General features: G+C 42.6%; 27 protein-coding genes. 15 read left to right on the forward strand and 12 right to left on the reverse strand.

Annotated elements, in window-relative coordinates:
- Positions 1 to 147: 147 nt before the first annotated feature.
- From FAI41_01010 to FAI41_01035, 6 genes are all read left to right on the forward strand, one after another.
- Entirely contained in the window at positions 148 to 960 is an 813-nt protein-coding gene (locus FAI41_01010) for a triosephosphate isomerase (GenBank protein ID QCE32274.1), read from the forward strand.
- 66 nt (positions 961 to 1026) lie between these two features.
- Positions 1027 to 1332 carry a preprotein translocase subunit SecG gene (gene secG / locus FAI41_01015; GenBank protein QCE32275.1) on the forward strand — a complete coding sequence of 102 codons (306 nt, stop codon included), beginning with the start codon at positions 1027 to 1029 and terminating at the stop codon, positions 1330 to 1332.
- 14 nt (positions 1333 to 1346) lie between these two features.
- Complete coding sequence (locus tag FAI41_01020; GenBank protein QCE32276.1) at positions 1347 to 2975, forward strand: CTP synthase; 1629 nt, start codon at positions 1347 to 1349, stop codon at positions 2973 to 2975.
- On the forward strand, positions 2972 to 3796 hold the full coding sequence (locus FAI41_01025; GenBank protein ID QCE32277.1) for a 3-deoxy-8-phosphooctulonate synthase: 825 nt from the start codon (positions 2972 to 2974) through the stop codon (positions 3794 to 3796). The genes FAI41_01020 and FAI41_01025 overlap by 4 nt, the downstream gene beginning before the upstream one ends.
- A 117-nt stretch (positions 3797 to 3913) precedes the next feature.
- A complete protein-coding gene (locus FAI41_01030; GenBank protein ID QCE32278.1) occupies positions 3914 to 5203 on the forward strand; it encodes a phosphopyruvate hydratase in 1290 nt (429 codons plus the stop codon).
- 94 nt (positions 5204 to 5297) lie between these two features.
- The gene (locus FAI41_01035; protein QCE32279.1) at positions 5298 to 5648 is read left to right on the forward strand and encodes a septation inhibitor protein; all 351 of its coding nucleotides are present in this window, start codon (positions 5298 to 5300) and stop codon (positions 5646 to 5648) included.
- Between the two features lie 48 nt (positions 5649 to 5696).
- Here the strand turns inward: FAI41_01035 and rpmG are convergent, their stop codons facing one another.
- The 4 genes from rpmG to uvrC form a co-directional block, all read right to left on the reverse strand.
- On the reverse strand, positions 5697 to 5864 hold the full coding sequence (rpmG, locus tag FAI41_01040) for a 50S ribosomal protein L33 (protein ID QCE32280.1): 168 nt from the start codon (positions 5862 to 5864) through the stop codon (positions 5697 to 5699).
- A 166-nt stretch (positions 5865 to 6030) separates the two neighbouring features.
- On the reverse strand, positions 6031 to 6654 hold the full coding sequence (locus FAI41_01045) for a hypothetical protein (GenBank protein QCE32281.1): 624 nt from the start codon (positions 6652 to 6654) through the stop codon (positions 6031 to 6033).
- A 38-nt stretch (positions 6655 to 6692) separates the two neighbouring features.
- Positions 6693 to 7271 (reverse strand): CDP-diacylglycerol--glycerol-3-phosphate 3-phosphatidyltransferase, encoded by a 579-nt coding sequence (gene pgsA / locus FAI41_01050; GenBank protein QCE33749.1) that lies wholly within the window; start codon positions 7269 to 7271, stop codon positions 6693 to 6695.
- Positions 7272 to 7285: 14 nt separating this feature from the next.
- On the reverse strand, positions 7286 to 9211 hold the full coding sequence (gene uvrC, locus FAI41_01055; protein ID QCE32282.1) for an excinuclease ABC subunit UvrC: 1926 nt from the start codon (positions 9209 to 9211) through the stop codon (positions 7286 to 7288).
- A gap of 82 nt (positions 9212 to 9293) precedes the next feature.
- Between uvrC and xth the strand changes: the two genes are divergently transcribed.
- Positions 9294 to 10130: an exodeoxyribonuclease III gene (gene xth / locus FAI41_01060; GenBank protein QCE32283.1), complete on the forward strand. Its 837-nt coding sequence runs from the start codon at positions 9294 to 9296 to the stop codon at positions 10128 to 10130.
- Positions 10131 to 10167: 37 nt separating this feature from the next.
- On the opposite strand, the gene FAI41_01065 is transcribed toward xth, so the two are convergent.
- Both FAI41_01065 and guaB read right to left on the reverse strand, forming a co-directional pair.
- Positions 10168 to 11550, reverse strand: coding sequence for an RsmB/NOP family class I SAM-dependent RNA methyltransferase (locus FAI41_01065; protein QCE32284.1), 1383 nt, complete (start codon positions 11548 to 11550; stop codon positions 10168 to 10170).
- Between the two features lie 44 nt (positions 11551 to 11594).
- Positions 11595 to 13070, reverse strand: coding sequence for an IMP dehydrogenase (gene guaB, locus FAI41_01070; GenBank protein QCE32285.1), 1476 nt, complete (start codon positions 13068 to 13070; stop codon positions 11595 to 11597).
- A gap of 310 nt (positions 13071 to 13380) precedes the next feature.
- Here guaB and FAI41_01075 point away from each other — a divergent pair, with 310 nt between their 5' ends.
- Positions 13381 to 13776, forward strand: coding sequence for a hypothetical protein (locus FAI41_01075; GenBank protein QCE32286.1), 396 nt, complete (start codon positions 13381 to 13383; stop codon positions 13774 to 13776).
- A gap of 174 nt (positions 13777 to 13950) precedes the next feature.
- Complete coding sequence (locus FAI41_01080; GenBank protein ID QCE32287.1) at positions 13951 to 14484, forward strand: hypothetical protein; 534 nt, start codon at positions 13951 to 13953, stop codon at positions 14482 to 14484.
- A 49-nt stretch (positions 14485 to 14533) separates the two neighbouring features.
- On the opposite strand, the gene glk is transcribed toward FAI41_01080, so the two are convergent.
- Entirely contained in the window at positions 14534 to 15532 is a 999-nt protein-coding gene (gene glk, locus FAI41_01085) for a glucokinase (GenBank protein ID QCE32288.1), read from the reverse strand.
- 58 nt (positions 15533 to 15590) lie between these two features.
- The gene (locus FAI41_01090; GenBank protein ID QCE32289.1) at positions 15591 to 16391 is read right to left on the reverse strand and encodes an SDR family NAD(P)-dependent oxidoreductase; all 801 of its coding nucleotides are present in this window, start codon (positions 16389 to 16391) and stop codon (positions 15591 to 15593) included.
- Between the two features lie 81 nt (positions 16392 to 16472).
- On the opposite strand from FAI41_01090, the gene FAI41_01095 reads away from it, so the two are divergent.
- Positions 16473 to 17675, forward strand: coding sequence for a hypothetical protein (locus FAI41_01095; protein QCE32290.1), 1203 nt, complete (start codon positions 16473 to 16475; stop codon positions 17673 to 17675).
- 17 nt (positions 17676 to 17692) lie between these two features.
- Here FAI41_01095 and thiL read toward each other — a convergent pair whose 3' ends face one another.
- Together thiL and nusB are read right to left on the reverse strand one after the other, a co-directional pair.
- Entirely contained in the window at positions 17693 to 18670 is a 978-nt protein-coding gene (gene thiL / locus FAI41_01100) for a thiamine-phosphate kinase (protein QCE32291.1), read from the reverse strand.
- A gap of 6 nt (positions 18671 to 18676) precedes the next feature.
- Positions 18677 to 19186, reverse strand: a complete 510-nt coding sequence (gene nusB, locus FAI41_01105; GenBank protein QCE32292.1) for a transcription antitermination factor NusB — start codon at positions 19184 to 19186, stop codon at positions 18677 to 18679.
- Between the two features lie 129 nt (positions 19187 to 19315).
- On the opposite strand from nusB, the gene FAI41_01110 reads away from it, so the two are divergent.
- Complete coding sequence (locus tag FAI41_01110; GenBank protein QCE32293.1) at positions 19316 to 19933, forward strand: hypothetical protein; 618 nt, start codon at positions 19316 to 19318, stop codon at positions 19931 to 19933.
- 2 nt (positions 19934 to 19935) lie between these two features.
- Here the strand turns inward: FAI41_01110 and FAI41_01115 are convergent, their stop codons facing one another.
- Complete coding sequence (locus tag FAI41_01115; protein QCE32294.1) at positions 19936 to 20889, reverse strand: Gfo/Idh/MocA family oxidoreductase; 954 nt, start codon at positions 20887 to 20889, stop codon at positions 19936 to 19938.
- A 176-nt stretch (positions 20890 to 21065) separates the two neighbouring features.
- Here FAI41_01115 and secD point away from each other — a divergent pair, with 176 nt between their 5' ends.
- Positions 21066 to 22604 carry a protein translocase subunit SecD gene (gene secD / locus FAI41_01120; protein QCE32295.1) on the forward strand — a complete coding sequence of 513 codons (1539 nt, stop codon included), beginning with the start codon at positions 21066 to 21068 and terminating at the stop codon, positions 22602 to 22604.
- A gap of 8 nt (positions 22605 to 22612) precedes the next feature.
- On the forward strand, positions 22613 to 23539 hold the full coding sequence (secF, locus tag FAI41_01125; GenBank protein ID QCE32296.1) for a protein translocase subunit SecF: 927 nt from the start codon (positions 22613 to 22615) through the stop codon (positions 23537 to 23539).
- 70 nt (positions 23540 to 23609) lie between these two features.
- Here the strand turns inward: secF and FAI41_01130 are convergent, their stop codons facing one another.
- Positions 23610 to 23942 (reverse strand): hypothetical protein, encoded by a 333-nt coding sequence (locus tag FAI41_01130; protein QCE32297.1) that lies wholly within the window; start codon positions 23940 to 23942, stop codon positions 23610 to 23612.
- Between the two features lie 188 nt (positions 23943 to 24130).
- Here FAI41_01130 and FAI41_01135 point away from each other — a divergent pair, with 188 nt between their 5' ends.
- Together FAI41_01135 and FAI41_01140 are read left to right on the forward strand one after the other, a co-directional pair.
- The gene (locus tag FAI41_01135; GenBank protein ID QCE32298.1) at positions 24131 to 24361 is read left to right on the forward strand and encodes a 50S ribosomal protein L31; all 231 of its coding nucleotides are present in this window, start codon (positions 24131 to 24133) and stop codon (positions 24359 to 24361) included.
- A 33-nt stretch (positions 24362 to 24394) separates the two neighbouring features.
- Positions 24395 to 24979: a DUF1013 domain-containing protein gene (locus FAI41_01140; GenBank protein ID QCE32299.1), complete on the forward strand. Its 585-nt coding sequence runs from the start codon at positions 24395 to 24397 to the stop codon at positions 24977 to 24979.
- Positions 24980 to 25048: the final 69 nt, after the last annotated feature.

The following is a 25048-nucleotide window of genomic DNA, read 5'->3' on the forward strand; positions in this document are numbered from 1 at the left end:
GCACAAAGAGACAGGGACCCCCTGCCTTTTGTTTTGAAAATACGATATGTTTCCTTGAAAATATATGACGATCCGTGACTGGGAAACAATGACCCATGATTTTTCTTCTGTATATAAGTAAGCAAACCTGACAAGGACTCCCTGTTCATGCCCGCCTCTCTTCATACCCCATTATCAAAGCATTACATAATCGGAAACTGGAAAATGAATGGCACATGCCATGAAGCAGATCAGGTTACGGCAGGTATTATAAACGGGATCAAAAAAATATATGCCCCAGATCTTTCTCCGATTATCTGCCCTCCTTTTACCCTTTTAGATCGAATCGGAACGTTTCTTTCAAAGGAAGAAGAGCAGGGAGAATACAATTTTCCGCTTGGTGCGCAAAACTGCTCCTATCCAACAGATACCCCAAGAACAGGCTCTATTTCAGCAACAATGCTCGCAGATCTAGGGGTTGATTTTGTCATTCTGGGACATTCCGAGCGTCGAAAACATAATCGAGAAAGTTGCGATGAAATCTGTCGCAAAGCGCAAGCAGCACAGGCCGCTGGGATAAAACCGATTATCTGTATCGGTGAAAATTCTCTTGTGAGAGACAGCGGAAAGACATCTGAGTTTTTAAAAAAACAAATTGAAGATTCGGTTCCTGAGCATTTTTCGGGATTCCTTTCTTATGAACCCATTTGGGCTATCGGACAAAAAAATGCGGCGCCGATCCCTGCAATCGCAAGAGCGGCAAAAGAAATTAAAGAAATTTTACTTAAAAAAAATCCTGAAGCAGCACCTGTTGTCTTTTATGGGGGATCCGTAAATGCACAAAATGTCTCCGATATTTTAAGTCTTAAAGAAATTAATGGCGTTCTTCTGGGACGGGCCAGTTTGCATGTTGATTCTTTTTTAGAAGTTTATCATCAAGCGGTTGCGACAGTTGCTCTGAAAAGGCAAAATACAAACTAAAGTACGGATGCGCCTTCATCTTGCCTCATTTGCCTTCTCTCTTTTTTTAGGTATAACCAGCTCACAATGACTACAGCACTTCTTATTATCAATCTTATTGTTACCATTGCCTTAATCGGCTTTATCCTCCTCCAACGTAGTGAAGGGGGCGGCTTGGGTATCGGCGGCGGTGGAAGTGGCGGTCTGATGACCGGACGTGGAGCGGCGAATCTTTTAACACATGCCACAACAATCTTAGCGACTATTTTTATGTGCCTGTGTTTAGCGCTTGCAGTGCTTAATCGTGGTGCTGTTAATCACCAGAAAGATATTCTTTCATCTCCACCTGCACCTGTGCAGCATCAAAATACAACCCCATCTAAATCTTCTTAAAAATATAGAGAATTATGACACGTTTTATTTTTATCACCGGCGGTGTTGTTTCCTCGCTTGGAAAAGGAATTGCTGCTGCTGCCCTTGGCGCTTTACTTCAGAGCCGTGGCTACAAAATCCGCATCCGCAAACTCGATCCCTATCTCAATGTTGATCCAGGCACCTTGAGTCCTTATCAGCATGGAGAAGTTTTTGTTACCGATGACGGTGCTGAAACAGACTTAGATCTCGGTCATTATGAACGTTTTACAGGTGTAAATGCCAAGCAGAGCGATAATGCAACGACAGGCCGTATTTACTCCAACGTCATTGCAAAAGAACGCCGTGGCGACTATCTGGGTGCAACCGTTCAGGTTATTCCACATATTACGGATGCCATTAAAGATATTATCTTACGTGATACGGATGGCTATGATTTCGTTTTAACAGAAATCGGTGGAACTGTTGGCGATATTGAAAGCCAACCTTTTCTTGAGGCAATCCGCCAGCTCCGTAACGAAATCGGTGCCGAACGTTCTTTATGCCTTCACTTAACCTTATTGCCTTATATCCCAAGCGCCGGTGAACTAAAAACAAAGCCAACGCAACATTCTGTCAGAGAGTTACAGCATGTTGGTCTTCAGCCTCAAATTCTTCTCTGCCGTTGCGACAGGCCTATCCCTGAGAGCGAACGCCAGAAAATTGCAAATTTCTGCAATGTCTCTCCAAGTGCTGTGATTGCCGCAAGGGATGTTGATACCATTTATGCCTGCCCTTCAGCCTATCATGAACAGGGTCTGGATAATGAAGTTCTAAAATATTTCCATCTTGAATCTAAATCTGAACCCAATTTAGAAAAATGGGATCGTTTTGTTTCCGTTCTCCGCAATGAGAGCAAAAAAGTAACCATTAAGATTGCAGGAAAATATACTTCCCTCCTTGATAGTTATAAATCTCTGTCCGAAGCCCTTCTACACGCAGGCGTTGCCAACAATCGAAAAGTTGAGATCATCTGGGTCAATGCAGAAGATCTCACGAGTCAAGAAGAATGCCAAAAGCAACTTTCAGATGCAGATGGCATTCTTATTCCAGGTGGTTTCGGAGAGCGTGGGACAGAAGGAAAGATCGAATCTATCCGTTTTGCACGTGAAAACAAGATTCCGCTTTTCGGAATTTGTCTTGGCATGCAGCTCAGTGTGATCGAATGCGCTCGATCCCTTGCCGGAATTAAAGATGCCTCTTCAACAGAATTTGATCAGCAAAAAACACCTATGATCGTTGAGTTGGAACAGGCTTACCACGGCAAGGAAAATGCTCCTCAAAATCTTGGCGGCACAATGCGTCTTGGTGCCTATCCTGCACAATTGCAAAAGGATTCCCATATTGCCAAAATTTATGGCTCTGAAAAAATTTCAGAACGCCATCGCCATCGCTGGGAAGTTAATAGCGACTATAAAGACCAACTGGAAAAAACAGGTCTTATTTTTAGCGGCATGTCCCCTGATGGATGCCTGGCTGAAGCCGTTGAGTATCCGGATCACCCTTGGTTTATTGCCGTTCAGTATCACCCTGAACTTAAATCAAAACCATTTGATCCCCATCCTCTTTTTGTAAGCTTTATCCAAGCTGCGGCAAAACATCATTTAGAGAAAAACGCTGGATGAAAGTTACTCTCGGACAATTAGAGATTGGGGAAAATCTTCCCTTTTCTTTAATTGCCGGCCCTTGCCAAATTGAATCACGCCAACACGCTTTAGAGGTTGCTCTTTCCCTTAAGGAAGTTTGCACAGCCTTAAAAATTGGCCTTGTTTACAAAAGCAGTTTTGATAAGGCAAATCGTAGCTCCATTTCCTCAAAAAGAGGCGTAGGACTTTCTAAAGGTCTAGATATTCTTCACGAGGTCAGAGAAACAACAGGCCTACCTATTTTGACAGATGTTCATCTGCCCGAACAATGCGCTGAAGTTGCCTCTGTTGTTGATATTCTTCAAATTCCTGCTTTTTTATGCCGTCAAACAGATCTGCTCTTAGCTGCGGGGCATACGGGAAAACCTGTAAATATTAAAAAAGGTCAGTTTATGGCACCTTGGCAAATGCAAGGTGCTGTGGAAAAAATAAAAACAACAGGCAATCAAAATATTTTTCTTTGCGAACGTGGCACAAGTTTTGGCTATGGCAATCTCGTTGTAGATATGCGGAGCCTTTCAATTATGAAAGAAACAGGCTGCCCAATCGTTTTTGACGGAACTCATTCTGTTCAAATGCCGGGTGAGCGTGGCTCCGAAAGCGGTGGGCAAAGAGAATTTATTGCTCCCCTATCAAAAGCCGCTGTTGCTATAGGCATTTCCGCCCTTTTTCTTGAGACCCATCCAGATCCTGATAAAGCGCCAAGTGATGGGGCCTGTATGCTTCCTTTAAAAGCACTTTTCCCTCTTCTTCAAGAATTACAAATGCTTGATCACTGCGTAAAAAAAATCTCTCTATAAGTCAGATATATCTATAAAAAAAAGCCTAGAAGGACTATGCTTTAGGCACCCTTAACTGGTGTATATAAATCGGTTCCCCAGTTCAGGTTCTATTAGATATATGAAAAGGATAATTTCATGAGCTCAATTATATCCGTAACAGGACGTGAGATCCTGGATAGCCGAGGAAATCCAACAGTAGAAGTTGAAGTTATTTTGGAATCTGGCGTTTCTGGCCGCGCCGCCGTTCCTTCAGGAGCTTCCACAGGACAGCATGAAGCTGTTGAAAAACGTGATGGTGATAAAAAACGCTTCCATGGTAAAGGCGTTCTTCAAGCAGTAGACGCTGTGAATGGTGAAATTGCCGAAAATATTCTAGGTCTTGACGCCTTAGATCAAGTTGGCCTTGACCGAATCCTTTCTCAGCTTGACGGTACCCATAATAAAAACCGTTTAGGTGCAAATGCAACATTGGGCGTTTCTTTAGCCGTTGCAAAAGCAGCCGCTGAACTCACAGCTCAGCCATTATATCGTTATGTTGGCGGTACTTTTGCCCACATTCTTCCTGTTCCAATGATGAATGTCATCAATGGCGGTGAACATGCTGATAATCCTCTTGATTTCCAAGAATTTATGATTCAGCCTGTTGGTGCCAAAACATTTTCGGATGCCCTTCGTATGGGTGCAGAAATTTTTGCAAGTCTGAAAAACAAGCTTAAAGCCGCTGGCCTCAACACCAATGTTGGTGACGAAGGCGGTTTTGCTCCTAACATTGTTTCCCCAAGTGAAGTTCTTAACTTCCTCACCGAAGCAATTAAAGATTCTGGTTACGAACCACGTAAAGATGTCACCTTTGCTTTAGATTGCGCTGCAAGCGAATTCTACAAAGATGGCCGCTACGTCATTAATGAAGGGAAAGATTCCCTAACCTCCTCTCAGTTGATTGACCTTCTTGAAAAGTTGGTTGAAGAATTTCCAATCGCCTCCATTGAAGATGGTTTGGCCGAAGATGATTGGGAAGGCTGGAAAGAGCTTACAGATCGCTTAGGAGACAGGGTTAACCTTGTCGGTGACGATCTTTTTGTTACAAACCGTAAACGCCTTGAAGAAGGTCTTCAAAAAGAAGTCGCAAATGCGCTCTTGGTTAAACCTAACCAAATCGGTACATTAACAGAAACACTTGATGCTATTCAGTTGGCTCATTTTTCTGCTTATAAATGTGTCCTCAGCCACCGTTCTGGTGAAACAGAAGACACAACCATCGCAGACTTGGCTGTCGCTACAAATTGCGGCCAGATCAAAACAGGCTCTCTCTCTCGCTCTGACCGTGTTGCAAAATACAACCAGCTTCTCCGTATTGAAGAAGAATTGGGAGAAGATGCAGCCTATGCAGGGAAATCAATTCTGCCTAAAAAATTCAAAGCATAAGCTTTAAATTGATTTGGTTTTGATTTTTCAGTAGAGAATCACTACAAAGGAACGGCAGGGAAATTCATCTCTGCCGTTTTTTGTGTGTCTAGAAATGAAAAAAATTTTTACTTTCTTGGGTCACCTTTGCAAGAATTTGTTGCCCGCTTGCTTTTTTTTGCTTCTAGCATTTTATTTTATTTGGAGTCGAAGCGAAGGCTTACATGGCAGCAGAGCTTCCCTCATTTACCAGCATCAGCTTGAAGACGCAGAAAAACAGCTCGCTAAATCAAAACGAGAAGAAGAGAACTGGCTTAATCACGTCAAGTCACTTGGATCTCAGGCTCTCGATCGAGACCTTCTTGATGAGCGAAGCCGGGCGATGCTTAATCACAGCACCATGGATGAAATCCTCATTCCCTATCCAGCAACTGCGCCAGGTGGCACAAAGGGGATAAGTCAGTAATCAACCGACTATCCCCTTTGAGAATACTTCAAATTTAAAGTGCTAAAATTATTTGATTTTAGCTTCTTTAAAAATCACGTGCTTACGTGCAACTGGATCATATTTCTTAAGTTCCATTTTGCCTGTTGCAGAACGTGCATTTTTGCGTGTTACATAGAAGTAGCCTGTATCAGCAGAGGATACGAGGCGGATTTTGATTACATTCGTTTTGGCCATAATTTTCTTACCTGAATTCTTATAGAGTCCGAATATTAAAGATATTAGGCCTCTTTTTATTCAGCCTTCACATTCGGTTAATGTCTGATTAATGAAGATTTTCCAGCAAAAGGTCAAGTCCGGAGAAAAACAAAGACCAAATTTAACCTATTAAAATACTCAGATTTTACTTTGTTTTGCGATTTGGGTTCTTCCTCTTAACATTCGATGTTTTTTTCTTAACGGGTGGGATATCTGAGCCTGGCGGTGCGGTATCTAAAAATTCTTTTTCAGAAATTACTTTAACAGATCCATCCGGCGCAACCATCGTTACAGTTCCATCACCGTTTGGAATAGCAACAACATGGGTGTTCGGCCCTTCAATATATTTTGAAGCCGCATCTGGTAAAGGATCCTGCCGATTGCCTAATCGTATATCTTCATCTTCCCCTAGCGCAAGCTTTCCACCAACAGGGAGTTGATTTTCAGGAAAAATTTTATTGAGGTCATTATCTAAATGTTTTGTCGTTTTTCCGTAATTGCGATTAAATTCACTATTCGGATTATCGACATCCATCAAGGTTGGAACCGATTCAGGATGATCGTTCCAAATATTACCTGACTGCGGTAGAATAGGTGTCACAGCAATTTCCTTTTTGCCGTGAGATCTCTTGAAATTTTCTCCACCATGTTTTGGACCATTTTCCTGCCATGGCCAAACCATATCCATAAGTAAGTGCCCTATACCGCCGCAGCCGGATAACAGCAAAAGAGATAAAAGAGAAACTCTCCCTAAACAAGCAGAGCGCATACCAACATATTTCTGATAAGGGTTTTTAGAGACGTTTTTTATTGCTTAGCTCCTTCTTGACGAAAGATTTGAACAGCGTAGCGCAAATAAATCAAACCGGAAATCCAAGTTGGAATAACAGAGATCCATAATAAAACAGCACCGATCAAAGTAACAGGAACCTGAGGAAGCCCAAGCCAGACCCCACCAGACTTCCCTACGATCAAAAATCCTAAACCTGTCATTTGAACGGCTGTTTTCCATTTTGCAATACGTATTGTTGGAATTTTAGACCCTGCGGCGGAAGCATAATCTCTCAAACCACCAACCATAATTTCCCTAAATAAAATTAAAATAGCCGCATAAAGCGTTCCATAATCCGAAAGATGACCTAAACCGGCCAAGACTAAAAGTAAGCATGCTACCAATAATTTATCGGCGATTGGGTCCATAATACGACCCAGCTCAGATTGAACTTTTTGGCGTCTTGCGAGTGCCCCATCCAGATAATCCGTAACACAGGCGAGAATAAATAGTCCGCAACACATCACACGCCAAAAAGACGTTTCAAAAGCTAAAAAAAGAATAATAATGGGAATTGCAACAACTCTTAAAAGTGTCAAGAGATTTGGAAGCATGTTAGAATTATACATTACGGGTTTATTTCACCCTCCCTTTCTGAAATGTGAAAATAATCATAAATTTCTTGAGATAGACGCCTGCTTACACCCGGCACTTGCTCCAGCTCCTCAACTGTCGCCTGTCCAATATTTTTAAGAGATCCAAAACGCGCAAGAAGCGCACGACGCCGTTTATTCCCAACACCTGGAACATCTTCAAGTTTTGAATGTAAAAAAGCCTTACCTCTCCCTTTCCGATGCGTTGTGATCGCAAAACGATGCGCCTCATCCCTTAAACGCTGTAAATAATAAAGAAGCAAGTCCTCTGAAGGAAGTTGAAAAGGATCTTTTCCGTCAACAAAGAACCATTCTCTTCCCGCATTACGATCTGGCCCCTTTGCAATTCCCATCACGGGAATATTTGAAATCCCCAATGATTGCAGAATTTCTTTAACAGCGCTTACCTGTCCTTTTCCTCCATCAATGAGTAAAAGATCCGGCCTTGTCCAGTCCTCGGTCTCACCTTCTCTTTCCTCTGCGCTCATACGCAAGAAACGACGTTGCATGACCTCTTTCATCATGCCAAAATCATCGCCTGCCTTGGCTGTCTGAATTGAAAATTTCCGATAAGCATTCCGCATAAAGCCATCCCTACCAGCCACCACCATAACCCCATAAGGTGAAGTCCCCATGATGTGAGAGTTATCATAAATTTCGATACGTTCAGGATGAGCCTTTAAATTTGCGACTTCTTGAAGCTGCTTTAAAATTTTTTCTTGGGAAAGTTTTTCAGATAAATGTCGTGCAAGAGCCTCTTTTGCATTCATAATGGCATAATCAAGAACAGCCTTACGATCTCCACGTTGTGGGAAACGGAAAAATAATTTCTTTTCTCTTCGAATTTCCAACGCTTCGAGTAAGAGTAACTCATCTTTAGGATAATCACTCAAAATAATCTCTTTGGGCGGAATTTTATCCTCGTAAAACTGTCCTAGAAAAGCAGATAATATTTCTGTTGCCTCCGCATCTGCTGCATGTTCCGGATAAAATGCACGATTGCCGTTACTATTGCCACCCCGAATAAAAAAAACCTGAATACAGCTTCGCCCTTTATCCTGTGCAATCGCAATCACATCCGCCTCAACAATACTGGCAGGATTAATAGCGTTTGAAGATCTAATATTGCCAAACGCCCGCAAACGATCTCGGAGCAAAGCTGCCTTTTCAAAATTTAAATTTTCAGACGCTTCTGCCATTTCCTTTCCGAGCTGTTGCTGAAGGGTTGCCCCCCCACCTGCCAAGAATTCTTTTGTTTCTTCAACCAGATGCCCATATTCCTCTGGTTCAATTTTCCCGACACAAGGTGCCGAACAACGTTTAATTTGATGAAGTAAACAAGGACGCGTTCGAGAGGCTAAAGTAGAATCCGAACAAGTACGAAGAAGAAAACTTCGCTGTATAACTTGCAAGGTTTGTTCTGCCGCCCAAGCGCTTGCAAAAGGCCCCCAATATGTCAGACCCTTTTTTTGCTTACCACGCTGTCGAAGCAATCTTGGAAAATCGGGATTTTTTCCGGGGTCAAGCATTAGCCAAGGATAGCTTTTGTCATCCCGTAATAAAATGTTAAATCTAGGCTTCATCCGGCGAATAAAATTCGCCTCTTGCAATAATGCTTCCGCCTCATTCGCCGTGATAACGATTTCCATTGAAACCGTTAAGGAAACCATAAGACGCAAACGATCTGGCAATGCGCTCAAACGTGTATAAGAAGTGACTCTTTTTTTAAGACTTAAAGCCTTACCGACATATAGAACCTCCCCTTTTTCACCCAACATGCGATAAACACCTGGGAGAAAAGGAATAGTCTTCAGCGCATTTTGGATCGCCTCAACACCCTTTAAGTCTTTTTCCTGAATGTCAGAATGCGCTTCCGCTGATAAAAAAATGGGATGTTCCATAGACTTTTATAATCTGACAAATAGTTTCTTTTTTATAACAAAAGATTTTCATCTCTCAACAAACCAATTAAAGTGATTTGCTATGACAAAATCAATCTCTTCTCCGCCTCTTCCAAAGCATTTACGTATTCTAACATGGAATATCAATTCTCTGCGCTTACGTCTCCCCCTTCTGGAAAAGATTGTTCAAGAAAAAAATCCTGATATCATTTGCCTTCAAGAAACAAAAGTAACAGATGCCCTTTTCCCCTTGGAAGGCGTCCAAAAAATTGGCTTTGAACATTGCCTCTTTAAAGGGATGAAATCTTACAATGGCGTTGCCATTCTCTCCAAATATCCATTGACTCTTTTAGACGATTTTCCTGAATGGCAAGGACTGCAAGATTGCCGACATATTGCTGCACGCCTTGAAAGTTCCACTGGCCACATTGATTTGCACAATTTTTATGTACCTGCCGGGGGTGATATTCCAGACCCCGAGGAAAACCCTAAATTTGCCCATAAGCTTGGTTTTCTCGAAGAAGCAAAAGAATGGTTTGCTAAAAACCCACCCAAAAGAGCTGTTCTTATGGGCGATTTAAATGTTGCACCGCTACCAGATGATGTCTGGTCTCATAAACAACTTTTAAAAATTGTCAGCCATACACCAGAAGAAACCGAAAGATGCCATCTCTGGCAACAGGAGGGGTTTATAGATGCGATGCGCACCCTCCATCCAGAGCCGGAAAAACTCTTTACATGGTGGTCTTATCGCAACAAAGACTGGAAAAAATCCAACCGAGGCAGGCGCTTAGATCATCTTTGGATCACGCCTGATCTTCGGGAATCATTAGCTTCTCTTGAAATTATGAAAGAGGCAAGAGATTTCGAAAGGCCTTCAGACCATGTACCTTGCTTTATTGATCTCGAATTAAAATAACATAAAAACAGGAGGTAAATACCTCCTGTTTTAAAATTTAATCCGCTTCTTTTCGCTCCAGCAAACAGGCAAAGAAACCATCCGTCTCATGCTGTGCGGGTGTTAAACGAATATAGCCCTTTTCCTGTAATTGTTTTTTCAAAATTTCCGGTAAATCGACAGAAATAGTTGCAGGATCTTTCATTTGAAAATCAGGATGGGTTTTAAGAAATTTCTCAATTCTTTTTTCATTCTCGTCTGCAAGAATGGAGCAGGTTGCATAAAGCAAGCATCCGCCTATTTTAAGCAGGCTTGAGGCTTTCTCAAGAACCTCCTCCTGCTTTTGCATAATCTCTTCTAAATCAATCGGTGCAAGTGTCCGGCGGGCATCCGGATTACGGCGCCATGTCCCTGTTCCCGTACAGGGGGCATCAATCACAACAAGATCAAAATCTTTTTTGTGACGTTTGAGCCATTTGTCCCCTTCAACGAGCAAATGGCGTTCAACATTATGAACACCGGCCCGGCGCAAACGTTTTACAGCACCATTTAGGCGAACTTCAGAAACATCACAGGCAACAATTTTCCCACGATTTTCCATATTCATCGCCATCGCCATTGTTTTACCACCGGCACCTGCACAATAATCAACAACCCTTTGTCCAGGCTTAGCATTTGCCAAGAGGGCAACAATCTGACTGCCCTCATCTTGAATTTCGACAATACCGTTTTTAAAGAAGTCCAAAGACATAATGGCACTTCTTGATGGTAGTCTGATGCCCCAAGGCGATAAAGGAGAGATCTCGGCAGGAAAATCAGCTTTACGAAGCACAGAAAGTGCCTCTTCTCGGGTTGCCTTTAAAAGATTAACCCGAATGTCCAAAGGCGCTTCCGCCTGCATTGCGGCAACTTCTTTTGCGATCTTTTCTGGAGAACCAAAGCTTTCTTCTAAAAGGGGCGAAAGCCAATCCGGATATTCCCCTCTCACCGCAGGTGATTGATCTTGATGATCGAAAGGAAGCCCTTCCAAACGTGACAGCAAAGTCAGTTCATTTTTACTTAAAGGTGCCGCAGCATATTTGCCTGTTCCGAAAGAAGCTTGAAGCGCTTTTACGCTACCCGTTCCCATCACAGAAAAAGCGAGACAAATTTCTCTTGATGAAAAAAAAGATTCCTCATCGCTTTCTTCTTTTTTAGCAGAGAAGAGATTCTTAAGAATTTCCTCCCCTTTAAATTTTTGTTGTATCAAATGCCAATGAATACGACGCCAATGACGTAAGACACCCCAAACAATTATTGAGATGAAACGGCGATCACCGCTCCCGATATAGCGCCGCTGTCTAAAGAATACCGAGGCAACAGCATCCGCAGGACGACGCCCTGCTGAACGTATTTCATTTAGGAGTTCAATGGCCGTAGAAAAACGTGCACCAGGTGTCATAAAAATATCCCGCCTCAGCTTAAAAGACTTAATTTTCTGTTCGCTTAGTAGCGGTAGTTTGGAGATTCACGTGTGATGGAAACATCATGTACATGGCTTTCACGTAAACCGGCATTGGTAATCTGTCTAAAGCGCACATTTTTCTTTAACGCATCCAAATCTGCGGCCCCTACATATCCCATACCGGCACGAAGACCGCCGACAAGCTGATGAATAACCTCACCCATCATGCCTTTATACGGCACCTGGCCTTCAATCCCTTCAGGGACAAGTTTCAAAGTATCACGCACATTACCTTGGAAGTAACGATCTGCGGAACCTTTTGCCATTGCACCGAGAGATCCCATGCCACGATAGGATTTATAGGTGCGGCCCTGATATAAGAAAGTTTCACCCGGGCTTTCCTCACAACCGGCAAGCAAAGAGCCAACCATCACCATATCTGCCCCAGCACCTAAGGCTTTAACGATATCGCCTGAATTACGAATTCCCCCATCTGCAATGGTTGGAATATTCATTTCCTTACAAGCTGCAGCGACCTCTTTAACCGCAGAAAACTGAGGGACACCGACACCGGCAACAATTCTTGTTGTACAAATTGATCCCGGACCAATCCCCACTTTAACGCAGTCTGCCCCTGCTTTAATCAAGGCTAAAGCGCCTTCTGGAACAGCAACATTCCCGGCAACAATTTGAAGCTCAGGGTAATGATCTCTTAAATTCGCAACAGAACGCAGAACACCTGCTGAATGACCATGTGCGGTATCAACAAATAAGGCATCCACTCCTGCTTCAATCAATAATTTTGCACGTTCAAACTCTGCATCTCCAACCCCAACAGCCGCGGCGCATAATAAACGTCCTTGAGAATCTTTTACAGCCAGAGGATAAGCTTGCGCTTTTTCCATATCCTTAACCGTAATAAGACCAACGCAACGGCCTGCATCATCGGTGACGACAAGACGTTCAATACGTCTTTGTTGTAAAATATCTTTTGCATCTGATGGGGTTGCTTCTGGAGAAATGGTTGCAAGATTCTGACTCGTCATCAGATCACGAACACGCATTTCCATATTTTTAGCAAAACGCATATCTCTATTGGTTAAAATACCAACAAGAATACCGTCTTTTTCGATCACGGGAAGACCAGAAATACCATGCGTCTCCATCACATTTTTCACTTCAGAAAGCGTTTGATCTGGCCCAACAGTCACAGGATCAATCACCATGCCTGCCTCAAAACGCTTCACACGGCGCACCTGTGATGCCTGTTCTTTTGGACGTAAATTCTTATGGATAACACCAAGGCCACCATTTTGTGCCATGGCAATGGCCATTCCCGCTTCCGTCACCGTATCCATCGCAGCGGAAATCAAAGGAATATTTAAAGCAATTTTATTTGTAAGACGTGAGTTGACCTTTGCCTGAGAGGGCAAAATTTCAGAGGCGGCCGGTGAAATTAGAACATCATCATAGGCTAATGCCATTGGAATGGCTGTGTTATCTTCTGAATTTCTCATAATCTTACCTTTTCTTACGCTTTACCGCTTATGATGGATAACTGAATTAGGCTCGTTTATTAAACACTGCATTTCAAAATGAATTTACAATAATCCGATGCCGTGAAAGCCCTTTTAGCTAAATATAAAGAAAACATAAAGTGAGAGAGAATTGAGAAAAACTCCAACCTCTACAAATTCCTTTAAATTCTCTTTGCCGATTAGACATTATCTCTCTATTATTAGAACCAATCTTCACAATTGTGAAGAAATGAGGGGGCCGGATTTTTATGTTAGGCCTTGTTTTTAATCTTCTATTAGGAGAAATCTCATGCGTCTTTCATACAAGACCTTGATCGCAGCCGTTGCCGCTGCTGCTTTTGTTGTTCCAGCTTCTTTTACTTCTGTTGCTTTCGCTGCGGATGCAGCTCAGCAAAATGAACAGGCTGCACAAGACAATGCACAAAAAGCCAAAGCTTCAAAAGAAGTTGCAAAAGCCGATGCTTCACATGCTAAAGTAGCAAAAAAAGCTGCAAAAGCCGATGAAAAAGCTGCAGATCTCGATGCGAAAGCTGTAAAAGCTGATGACCATGCTGCGAAAGCCGAAGCTGATTCCGATAAAAAAGCAAAGCATCACCACAAATGCAAATGTCATGACAAAAAAGAGCACAGCAAGAAAAAGCATTGCTGCCATGACAAAAAAGCAGATGCTTCTGAAGCAAAATAATTCCTAATGTTAAAAAATTAGGTAATTATCAATAAGGGATGGCGTGAGCCATCCCTTATTTCTTTTTCAGCCTTTAAAAATCATTCATAATGTTTCTATATATGGCTATAATAAGAAATCCTTTTCCCAAAGGGTAACTTTTCCGATTTTTCAGATTTGATGACTAGAACACTTATGCAGAATAAATTACGTGTATCATTTCTATGCCTCCCCTTTTTAGCGGGATGTAGCTATTTTCACTCGCAGGATCAAAAAGATTTCAAGACAGATGCACCACCCAAACAAAGTGTGATGCAAGAAAAAACGGCATTGAAAGATAAGACAGAGCACCCAGCTGCAAAGAAAACACTCGCCCCTCAACCAGAAGAACAAGTAGAGCCCGAAAAAGTCATTGCAGGGAATCAGCCGTTACATCATATCAGCCCATTATCTCCCCCAGATCCGACAGCAATGGAAAATAATTCCAACCCAAGCTTACCATCCAATGGCACCGTGACCTCAACACCTACTGTAAAAGATGATTATGCCCCAGCTCTTTCCGCCCGCCAGCAGGAGCGCCAAGCAGCCATTAAATTACGGGATAGTTTAGAACGCATTCAAAACGGGCACTTAAATAATTCAGAAGAAGATCGACAACTTGCTGAATTACCTTCCTCACAAAGAAAAGCCATGCTTGAACAACTTAATCAGGCTCTTGCAACAAAATAGTTAACAAAAAAATCCCCTAAGAAGGGGATTTTTCAATCATGAGACAAATTCAAGAATTTTTCGTTGCGTAAGCTGCTGCTGCACCAAATAATCCAGGTTCGGGATGAGTGATAACTTTCACAGGAAATTTACGCATTAAATTTTCAAAACGTCCCTTGGCCTGAAAACGCTGTGCAAAACCGGATTTCTCTAAATAATGTGAAATCCGAAAACCAACGCCGCCGCCAATAACCAGCGCAGAAGAACCATGTGCAAGCACAAGATCCCCGGCAACAGAACCTAAAGAAAGACAAAAATGATCTAGAGCCTCACGAGCAAGTAAATCGCTACCATCAACAGCTGATACCCAAAGCGTGCGATTATCTATCGAATCTGAAACTTCTACGCCTTTTATCTCTCCTAACGCCTTATAAATTGCGGCAAGTCCTGGACCAGAAACAATTCTTTCTGAAGAAACACGGCAGAGGCCTTTTCGAACAATTTGAAGAATTTTATCTTCAATCTCATTCTGAGGTGCAAAAGCAACATGCCCCCCCTCTGTCTCAACAACCTGATAAGGCCTCCCTTCCGGACGGAGCAATAAAGCAACACCTAAACCTGTTCCCGGCCCAACAATACTAATATCATTATGCCCAGAAAGATTCTCTTCAGGACCGCAAAGATGACGAAAATGCGTGTGGTCCAAATGCGCAACAGCATGCGCAACAGCAGAGAAATCATTAACTAAAACAAAATCATCTAACTGAAGATCCTGCACCAGCTTACTTTGATGAATAATCCAAGGATTATTCGTCATTTTTAAAATCTCTCCTGAAAGTGGGCATGCAATCGCAATCCCAGCTTTACGAGGCATTGGAGAATCTAACTGCTGCTCAAATGCTTTCCAAGCAGAAGCAAGTGACTCATATTCCGCACATTTAAACGTAACGGGCTCTTCCATGTAAAGAACCTGCCCTTTTTCTATCGTAGCAATAGCAAAACGAGCATGGGTTCCCCCAATATCAACCGCAACGATTTTACAAGGGAAACCTTCTGAGTTTTCATAAATAGAAATAATCTGAACCCCTTATTTTTTATGTCCTAGTATAAAAATACCTAAATAAATATTATTTTTTTTCTGGACGTTGCATCACGTGAAAAATGCGCAATACTTTGTGAACCAATGGACGTGGTGCAATCGCTTCTAAGAAACGAGCAACATGAAAAGGCCAAGGGAAAATCACCGTAATTTTACGGTTATCAATTGCCGCTTTGATTTTCTGAGAAGCCTTTTCAACGGTCAGCATGAAAGGTCGTCCAACCCCTTTAAGACGCTGGCTCATCGGCGTATCAATAAAACCAGGAATAATAAGCGTAACACTCACATTATGCGGTGACATTGCTGCCGCTAAGGCTGTGCTGAATCTGCCAATTCCTGCTTTTGTTCCTGAATAAACAGAGGCCTGAGGCAAATCATGGAAGGAAGCAACAGAACCGATAAAAGCGATAGAACCTTTACGGCGACGCCCCATTCTTTCCGCTGCTTCACACGCCATGACGACAGGTGTTGTGAAATTAACCTGAGACATCGCCAAGGCGCTTTCAGCACTTTCAATTAATTTTCCTGCAGAGCGCAGATGTGAAAGACCTGCAGCGAGGATGGCAATATCAACAGGAAGCTCATCATCAGCCTCTGCAAAAGCTCTAATAGCCTCGGCAGAATCTTCGAGATCGATCTGACGGGTAAAAACAGTTGCCCCTTTTGCCTGTATCTCAGCGGCAATTTGAGATAGACGGCGGCGATTACGCCCCCAAAGCGTCACCGCAACACCAGGCTCCGCATATTGCCGAGCCAATTCTGCCCCAATGCCACTTGAGCCGCCTGTAATTAAAATATGACGGCTGATACCTGTAAGATCCTGTGTCAACGCTACGCCTCACTTTTTCTATTATTATTTTTTCACCAAAAGACTAGCTTTTGGGTCATTTGTAAGCGTATAGCTTACTGTATGCAATCTTCCATTTCCAATATCTTATCTTCATTTATTTCCGATTCTCAGGAAATAAATGTTAAATTCGTCTCAGGGAAAAAAGATTTAAATCTCTTTATTACCCTGCCACAGAAACTGTATGCAGAATATACTGACTATGTTCCAGCGCTAAAGATGGAACAAGAAGCTCTGCTTCACCCTAAAAAGAATTCACTTTTTAGGCACTGTGAGCATCAGTATTTTATCGCCTGGGTTGATGATAAACCTGTTGGGCGAATTGCTGCGCTGATTGACCATGTCGCTCAAGAATATCTCCAAACAAAAATTGGATATTTTGGCGCTCTGGACTGTATTCCTGATCCGAGAATTGTTGCTGCACTTTTAAAAGCCGCTGAAGATTGGCTATCGACCCAGGATACTAAAACCGTTAGAGGGCCTCTAACTCTGAGCTCCAACGGAGAATCCGGCGTTATGGTGACAGGGCAGCAAGAAGAAATCATGGTCGAAACGCCATGGCACCCTCCAGGATTGGCAGAACTCATTGAGGCTTCTGGATATACACAAACCGAAGATCTTTTAAGTTATCGCCTGGAAATTAAAACAGAACAGGTTCAAAATTATAAAATCCCCGGAAATCTTGAGATCGGGGCAGGACGTCTCAAGGACGTTACCATTGAAAAAGTTTCTAAAAAGCAAATTCAACAACAAGCTGAGATTTTGCGTGATCTTTATAATGATGCTTGGGATGCAGCCTACAATTTCGTTCCGCTTCAGGACTATGAAATGAAAGATATGCTGCATCGTATGAAGCCGATTATTCATACCAACAATTATGTTCAAATTAACAAAGGCGGCGAAGCGCTTGCGATTGCACTCGTCATTCCAAATGTTTATGAGCTGTCAGCTGGTATCGGATCCTCCCCATCCCTTTTAGGCTGGGTTAAAATTGGCTGGCGCCTATTACGTGGCCGCTTTAAATCTGGACGCGTTATTCTGCTTGGTGTTTCCAACAAAATCCGCGGAACCGTTCTCGGCTCTCTTTTTCCAGGACTTGCTATCCATGAACTCATTAAAAGAGAAGGCCTGCCCGGAATGAATTTTGATTGGGTAGAGCTTGGCTGGATACGCAGCAAAGACCGTCCGATGCGAAATCTTATTGAAGATTCCCTCGTCCCAGAACCTTATAAAGTTCACCGTCTTTTTGAAAAAGAGCTTCCTTAAAGAAAAAAAAGGGGGCTTTAAAAATGGCGCCAGCCCCCTTTTCCACTCAAATTCTTCCCCTCTGTATTCTTTAGAAACAGTCCTTTTCCCTGAATAACCTCACCAATGCAGGTAACTTGTATATTTTCTGCTTCTGCCCGTGCCATCATACGGGCTTTATTTTTGGGATTTATCGTAAAAAGTAGCTGATAATCATCTCCGCCTTCTAAAATAATATCTGGATGAGTCTCAAAATATGGCTGAGCCTGAGGCAAAAGCGGAATATCTAAAATATCTACAGAAATGCCTACCTGAGACTGTTCCGCGATATGCTCTAAATCTTGTAGCAAACCATCCGAAATATCGATTCCCGCTGAAGCAATATCCCCTACTAAAAATTTCACAGGGGGGTTGGGTAAAAGATAACTTTCAGCAAAAATATTATCCGAATCAGAAATCTTCCCCTCACGACATAACAACCCTAAAGCCGAATTACCGATCGTTCCTGTCACCCAAAGCTCATCCCCTATTTGCGCACCGTTACGGCGCAAAATTCCTTTTTGATGAACCTCGCCAACAATCGTTATGCTTAAAAAAATCCCACCTTTAATCCGTGTCGTATCCCCACCGAGCAGGGAAAGAGCATATTTTTCCTGATCCGAAGCAAGTCCCTGCTGAAAAGCTTCAAACCACTCTTCGACATCAAGATTTTCTGGATTAAAGGCCAGAGAAAGGAAATATCCCCTTGGAACAGCCCCCATTGCAACCATATCGGAAAGATTTCGGCGCAACAGTTTTTGAGCCACACGCCTCGGAGAATCCTCGGGAAAGAAATGCACCCCTTCTGCTAAATTATCGACAGAGACAACAAAACAACTCTCTGAGGAGAGTGGCGGAAGCGCAGCGGCATCATCTCCAAGATTCCAAGCGGTTTTACCTGCCAAGGGCGCAAAAAAACGACGGATAAAGGAAAATTCTCCCATTTTTTCTTGAGATTCGACTTTTACGCTTTCCATTATTTTTTAATTTGATTTACTCACTGCTTCCCGACGTTTTGCCGCTGTTTCCAGAATGCCATTCAGCATACGTGCGGTCTCATCACTGAGAAAAGCATGTGTTACATCCATATATTCATTAATTGTCACGGCTGTTGGTAAACCATCATTCAATTCCGCAAGCGCTGCTCTTAAAATCGCACGCAAAACAGAATCGATTTGCTTCAATGGCCATTGTTTTGGCAAAATCTCCGAAAGCTCTGCATCAATTTTTTCTTGATTGAGCGCTGCTTTTCGAACAATTTTACCTAGAAGAAGCATATCCGCCTCCGGCACCCTTCCTTCTTCGAACTGCTCTAGATGCCCGCCACCACGATGCTGGTTGAATTGTAGAATAATAAGATCAACAGAATCACCTGATTGTTCATATTGAAAAAGTGCCTGAACGGCGCCTGCCCGTGCGATAGTGCGTTGCCTTGGTTGTCCGGTTCGTTTTTTATTTGCTTTATGATGAGAGACGGAAATAGAATCCGACATAAAAATTCCTTAAAATTTACTTCTTCTACAAAATGAGAGTAACTTCTACTCTATCTTTTTTAAGGCTTTTGGGAAAGCAATACGCCTGCAAGAAAAACGTCCCTGAACAATAATTAGGAATAGCTAACCATGTTTTTTCTCTCGAGATACCGCCAACGCTCTATAAAATCTCACATTTTTTCTCTCGCTGTGACGGCTTTATGCATCCCCTCTCTGTCCACAATGGCCTATGCCGACAAAGCAAATGACAGCGCAAAGCTTTCTGCCACCCCGAATTCCTCAAATGCGGCTTCTGCAAAGAAAATTCAAACAGAGGCCTATAATTATCAGCACCAATCGACTCTTAATGCGCCCGTAAGCAGTATTGAAATTCAAAACGCTGTTTTAAAAAAATCATCGAATGACCTCATCGAAGGAAGCTTTATTCTAAAAAATAAAGCCAATAAAGATTTTCTTCTAAAAAGTATCAGCGCTGAAAAATGCCAATCTGTTGGACAATTTCAAGATAATCAAGCCTCTATTGAAGCGACAGAAGAGACCTCAAATGCTGCTGTAAATATTTTTAAAAATCTTCCTATCGCCCATCTCAATACGATTTCTTTCCCCTTCAACAGCTTCCATCTTGCCTGCGTTCCTAAAAAAGACTCTACGTTCGAAGAAGGAACCACAATCCCCTTCATCTTCCATTTTCAAGAAGGCGATCAAACCTATAACTTCACTGTTCAAAATAATAACGCCGAAGGGTAAATTTATTTCGTCTTTAAAAGACTAAACGAATCAGGCGCATTTTGTATTTGCTCTATAATCTCTTTTTCTAAAAGATTTGCCATACATAGCGCCTGATAGGCAGATTCGAGTGATGATACATTCTCTTTGCCAAATAAGCAGGACTGCGTGAAAGCATCATGCTCTTCCCATAAAAGATCTTTTTTTTGCCATGAAATTTGTTTTACCAAATGATCTTTTTCAAAAAACAACAGCTCATGCGCGACAAAATCAACCTTCAAAGCACCTTTTTCTCCCTCAATAAGAAAAAAACGTTCAGGCTTTGAAGCCGCACGGCTGGCAAACAAATCAACACGGCACGTTTTTTTAAATAGAAAACTTGCCCTTACTTCATCTAAATAATGTGTTTGGTATTTCCGGCCGCATGCCTCTAAAAGCACACCTTTTTCTCCCATGAGAGAAAAAAGAAACTCAAGATCATGAATCATCAAATCTAAAATAACGGAAACATCAGACCCTCTGTTTAAAAAAGGAACAGATCGACGCATCTGCATTTTGATCGGTTTTGGAATAAAATTTAAAATTTTTTGCGGTGGTAGAGAAAATGTTACAAGATGACCTACCTGAAGGACTTTTCCTATCTTTTTAGAAAGGGAAATAAGCGCTTCTCCCTCTTCCCTGCTAACAGACAGGGGTTTCTCTAAAAAAACATGTTTACCCCTCTCTAAAGCCTGTTTTGCAAGGGTAAAATGTGTTGTCGCCGGTGTCGCAATAATCACGGCATCAACAGATTCCAAAAGGTCGCTTTGTTGCGAAAAGAAAGAAACATCAAAATCTTTAGCAACCGAAAATGCTTTATGGCGATCAAGATCAAATACCCCAACCAGCTGCTCTAAAGGATGGGCGTGCGATTTCTGAGCATGAAAATACCCAAAATGCCCAACCCCGATAATGCCAACGCGCAAGCTTTTAGGCATAAAATCCCTGCCTTCCTTTTCAAGCAATTTTAAGCAACATTTCTTCTGCCCTCTTTCTTACACGTTTTACCCCTCCAGACTTAGAAGAAAATTGAATTTCATTCTTGGAGTTGCGCCTTCGCTGAGAAAGCGGCATTGTACGAACGCCGAATGTTAAGGGGATTATTCTTTACGCTATGCTTTACTACACGCGTCTTCGCCTATTAGGGATTCTCGCTATTTGCCTGGCTGGCATCTTATTCTGCCTGCCAAATATTATAAAACAGCCCATGTCACAATTGCCGTGGCGTCAAATTCACCTTGGGTTAGACCTTAAGGGTGGATCTTACCTGTTGATGCAGCTTGATACAGCCTCCCTTGAAAAAGATCAGCTTCACTCTCTTCGAGAGCAATTAAAACAGTCTCTTCTTGCTAAAGGAGCCGGTTACGTTAATTTGCTGGCAATCGAAAGCAAAAACGAAATTTCATTTTCACTTCGTGCCCCACAAGAGCATGATATCGTTGTTGCAACGCTCAATAAGCTGATGAAAACGAATGACAATGTTTTTACCTTCCGTGAAACCAATGGTCATTTTATTCTGAGCTTTGAAAAAGAAGCCTTTGACGCAAAAGCAAAAGAGGCGGTCAGCCGTGCTATTGAAATTGTTCGCCGTAGAATTGATGAGACAGGCGCTATGGACCCGACCATTGCGCGCGAAGGTGACAACAGAATCATGGTTGAGCTTCCGGGTGTCAGCGACCCCGAAAGAATTAAAACGCTCCTTGGAACAACCGCACGTCTAACCTTCCGTTTGGTTGCACAGCCTAATGAAAGCTTTGGCACAGCCCTTCTAAAAGATGAGCAAACAGGTCGGGATATTCTTATTCGTGACCATATCGCCGTTGATGGCGCAGACCTCACCAATGCAGGTGCCTCTATTGACCAGCAAAGTGGTGGATGGGCCGTAACTTTCCAACTTAATAGCAAAGGTGCAGATGCTTTTGCTAGCGTAACGCAAGCTAATGTTGGGAAACAATTTGCGATCGTTCTAGATCAAAAAGTGATCGAAGCACCACGCATCATGAGTCCAATTACAGGCGGGAATGGACAAATCACGGGCGGATTTACCTCTCAAAGCGCTTCTGACCTTGCCCTTCTTCTACGTGCCGGAGCCCTGCCTGCGCCGCTCAAAATTATTGAAGAAAGAAGCATTGGCCCAAGCCTTGGGAAAGCCTCTATCCATGCCGGAATTACAAGTCTTGGTGTTGGCTTCTTGCTTGTGACCCTCTTTATGGTGATCTTTTATGGCCAATTCGGGATTTATGCAGATATTTCCCTTCTTGCGAATTTGGGTCTGATGTTAGGGATACTTTCCCTCTTCCAAGCCACCCTAACTTTGGCTGGAATGGCAGGTATTCTATTAACCCTCGGTATGGCTTTGGATGCGAATATCCTTATCAATGCACGTATTAGAGAGGAAACGGAAAAAGGGAAACCACCCTTACAAGCGCTCCAAAGTGGTTTTTCCCATGCAAAAGCTACCGTCATTGATAGTAACGTCACCGCCTTTTTAGCGCATGTGATGCTCTTCATCTTTGGCGCAGGCCCTGTCCGAAACTTTGCCTTAACCATTACGATCGGTATTGGAACAACTTTGTTCACAACCCTTCTTTTAACACCGCTTTTGATTATGCGCTGGTATTCGCGCACCCGTCCTAAAAAGCTTCCAGTTTAAGGTCTGTCATGCGTTTAAAACCACTTTTGCATTTTTTTGCTAAACAGCCACATTTTAACTTCATGAAAGGAAGATGGGCAGGCCTTGGCACGTCCGCCTTTCTGTCAACACTTTCCATCATTCTCTTTTTCCACCCTGGTTTAAAGCTTGGCTTAGATTTCCGTGGAGGGGTCGTCATTGAAGCGCACTCGCCAAAAGCTGAGCCGCCTGAAGAAATTCAGAAAATTCTAGAAAAAAAAGGGATCTCCGCTTCTGTTCAATCTTTTGGAACGGATCAGGATTATCGTATTTCTGCAAACTCACCCCGTGAAGAGAGTTCTGAAAATAGCAAAAATCTTGTGACGCAAATCCAATCTGCCCTAAATGAACACACGGCAGGAACAAAAATTCTGCGTACTGATTCGGTTGGTGCCTCTGTGTCTAAGGAACTTTTCCGTGATGGCCTCCTGGCGCTTTTCCTGAGCCTTGGCATGATTATGATCTATATTTGGATCAGATTTGAGCGGGAATTTGCGATTGCTGCGGTGGCAACCCTTCTTCTAGATCTGACCAAAATGGTCGGTTTTCTTATCCTGACAGGGTTTGAGTTTGACCTGATTATGGTTGCAGCTCTCCTCACCATTATTGGCTATTCCACCAATGATAAAGTTGTTGTTTATGACCGGGTACGTGAAAATCTGCGCAAATATCGAACAATGCCACTCATTGAAATTCTAAACCTTTCAATCAATGAAACATTGAACCGAACATTAGCAACTTCGAGCACGCTTTTCTTAGCCGCTTTACCTTTAGCGCTTTTCGGCGGAAGCACCCTAACCGCTTTTGCATGGGTTATGTTGGCCGGAATCGTCATTGGCACGTCCTCTTCGATCTTTATTGCAGCGCCTTTACTCCTTTTAATGGGAAAAAAACGCCTACGGCCACATGCAAAATAGAAACATCTAAAGGAAGGAATATTTTCCAGACAACAAAACCCCGTCTTTTCATAAAGCGGGGTTTTTTACTTTAAGGATGGATCGAAAGTTCATAATGAATAAGCGACCTTTCCATCTTCCCCTCGAAAGCTTTGTTTATCAGATTTTGCTTTGCCTGTGCGTCAGCCTTAACAAGAATCTTAATTTGTGCTGGTGAAAGTTTCCCTCGACCCAATGCACTTTGCGCTGCACCGTGAAGGATAAAATAGCTGTAAAAACGGGCTTCTGGAGAAGAAGTTCCTATCCCTAACCGCTGAAAAGGATGCAAAGAACAACCTAAAAGAAAAACGGTGATACAGGAAATCGTTAAAAAAACGATCTTAAAAGGAAACGCAGGAGAGAGATGTTGCGGATGATCTTTCATTCTTTAGATCATAAATGATTTTTAGAAAAAACATAACGCTTTCTTTACAGAAGTAAAATCAGCACAAAAACCAGCTTCTGCTTTTGGCCTTTTCGATTTTGGAAAATTCAGCTATAAGGAAGAAAATTTTTCTTCTTTTAAGGAAGAATTTCCCCAAATTAATTATTCTACAACGAAGCAGAGACCTAATGAAGCAAGGTATTCACCCAGATTATCACGAAGTCAACGTTATTATGAGCGATGGCAGCGAATATAAAACACGCTCTTGCTACGGCAAGAAAGGCGACAGCATCCGTCTAGATATTGATCCAACCAGCCATCCTGCATGGACTGGTGTTCATCGTATTATCGACAGTGGCGGAAGAGTGGCACGCTTTGCAAAACGTTTTGGTACGCTTGGCGCCCCAAAAGGCAAATAATTTCTTTTCTGCACTGCTTTGAACGGTTCTTTTATGACAGCTCCATTGATGCCCAAAGCCACAGCCGTATGGTTAGTTGAAAAAACGGCTCTGACTTTTGAACAGATTGCTGATTTCTGCGGAATGCATCCGCTTGAAGTGCAGGCTATTGCAGACGGAGAAGTCGGCAAAGGCATTAACGGGTATGATCCCGTTAAAAACCGTCAGCTTCCGGCAGGTGAAATTCAACGCTGTGAGGCTGATACGACAGCCCGTCTCAAAAAAATTGAGCCGGATAATCCTGTTGTCCGTCGGACTAAAGGCGCACGCTATACACCTTTAGCACGTCGTCATGATCGTCCCGATGCAATTGCCTTTTTGCTGAAACAATATCCTCATATGGAGGATAAGCAGATTGTGAAATTATTAGGCACAACCAAGGATACGATTGATAAAATCCGTACACGCCAACATTGGAATACGCCTAATATTAAGCCTAGAGACCCTGTTATTATGGGACTATGTACCCAGATGGATCTTAATGCCGCGATCAATCTTGCCAATGAAAAAGCCGCTCAAAAAGGGCAGCTGGATCAGCAAAATGAAATCATTGATGAATTAAAGAATTTTGGCCTCTGAGACATTATTCTTTAAATTCAAAAATAATTGAGTCTTTCCCTATTTATGGGGAAAGATGAAATTATTTTA

It is taken from the genome of Acetobacteraceae bacterium (assembly GCA_004843165.1).
GTDB lineage: Bacteria > Pseudomonadota > Alphaproteobacteria > Acetobacterales > Acetobacteraceae.

Excerpts from the sequence above, each read along its gene's own strand:
- FAI41_01075 (QCE32286.1), top strand. The coding sequence starts at position 13,381 with ATGCGTCTTTCATACAAGACCTTGATCGCAGCCGTTGCCGCTGCTGCT.
- FAI41_01080 (QCE32287.1), top strand. The coding sequence starts at position 13,951 with ATGCAGAATAAATTACGTGTATCATTTCTATGCCTCCCCTTTTTAGCG.
- secD (QCE32295.1), top strand. The coding sequence starts at position 21,066 with ATGCTTTACTACACGCGTCTTCGCCTATTAGGGATTCTCGCTATTTGC.
- FAI41_01035 (QCE32279.1), top strand. The coding sequence starts at position 5,298 with ATGAAAAAAATTTTTACTTTCTTGGGTCACCTTTGCAAGAATTTGTTG.
- rpmG (QCE32280.1), bottom strand. The coding sequence starts at position 5,864 with ATGGCCAAAACGAATGTAATCAAAATCCGCCTCGTATCCTCTGCTGAT.
- FAI41_01025 (QCE32277.1), top strand. The coding sequence starts at position 2,972 with ATGAAAGTTACTCTCGGACAATTAGAGATTGGGGAAAATCTTCCCTTT.
- thiL (QCE32291.1), bottom strand. The coding sequence starts at position 18,670 with ATGGAAAGCGTAAAAGTCGAATCTCAAGAAAAAATGGGAGAATTTTCC.
- FAI41_01045 (QCE32281.1), bottom strand. The coding sequence starts at position 6,654 with ATGCGCTCTGCTTGTTTAGGGAGAGTTTCTCTTTTATCTCTTTTGCTG.
- secG (QCE32275.1), top strand. The coding sequence starts at position 1,027 with ATGACTACAGCACTTCTTATTATCAATCTTATTGTTACCATTGCCTTA.
- pgsA (QCE33749.1), bottom strand. The coding sequence starts at position 7,271 with ATGCTTCCAAATCTCTTGACACTTTTAAGAGTTGTTGCAATTCCCATT.
- FAI41_01065 (QCE32284.1), bottom strand. The coding sequence starts at position 11,550 with ATGACACCTGGTGCACGTTTTTCTACGGCCATTGAACTCCTAAATGAA.
- secF (QCE32296.1), top strand. The coding sequence starts at position 22,613 with ATGCGTTTAAAACCACTTTTGCATTTTTTTGCTAAACAGCCACATTTT.
- uvrC (QCE32282.1), bottom strand. The coding sequence starts at position 9,211 with ATGGAACATCCCATTTTTTTATCAGCGGAAGCGCATTCTGACATTCAG.
- FAI41_01135 (QCE32298.1), top strand. The coding sequence starts at position 24,131 with ATGAAGCAAGGTATTCACCCAGATTATCACGAAGTCAACGTTATTATG.
- FAI41_01115 (QCE32294.1), bottom strand. The coding sequence starts at position 20,889 with ATGCCTAAAAGCTTGCGCGTTGGCATTATCGGGGTTGGGCATTTTGGG.
- FAI41_01130 (QCE32297.1), bottom strand. The coding sequence starts at position 23,942 with ATGAAAGATCATCCGCAACATCTCTCTCCTGCGTTTCCTTTTAAGATC.
- nusB (QCE32292.1), bottom strand. The coding sequence starts at position 19,186 with ATGTCGGATTCTATTTCCGTCTCTCATCATAAAGCAAATAAAAAACGA.
- FAI41_01110 (QCE32293.1), top strand. The coding sequence starts at position 19,316 with ATGTTTTTTCTCTCGAGATACCGCCAACGCTCTATAAAATCTCACATT.
- FAI41_01020 (QCE32276.1), top strand. The coding sequence starts at position 1,347 with ATGACACGTTTTATTTTTATCACCGGCGGTGTTGTTTCCTCGCTTGGA.
- guaB (QCE32285.1), bottom strand. The coding sequence starts at position 13,070 with ATGAGAAATTCAGAAGATAACACAGCCATTCCAATGGCATTAGCCTAT.
- FAI41_01010 (QCE32274.1), top strand. The coding sequence starts at position 148 with ATGCCCGCCTCTCTTCATACCCCATTATCAAAGCATTACATAATCGGA.
- FAI41_01095 (QCE32290.1), top strand. The coding sequence starts at position 16,473 with ATGCAATCTTCCATTTCCAATATCTTATCTTCATTTATTTCCGATTCT.
- FAI41_01140 (QCE32299.1), top strand. The coding sequence starts at position 24,395 with ATGACAGCTCCATTGATGCCCAAAGCCACAGCCGTATGGTTAGTTGAA.
- FAI41_01030 (QCE32278.1), top strand. The coding sequence starts at position 3,914 with ATGAGCTCAATTATATCCGTAACAGGACGTGAGATCCTGGATAGCCGA.
- xth (QCE32283.1), top strand. The coding sequence starts at position 9,294 with ATGACAAAATCAATCTCTTCTCCGCCTCTTCCAAAGCATTTACGTATT.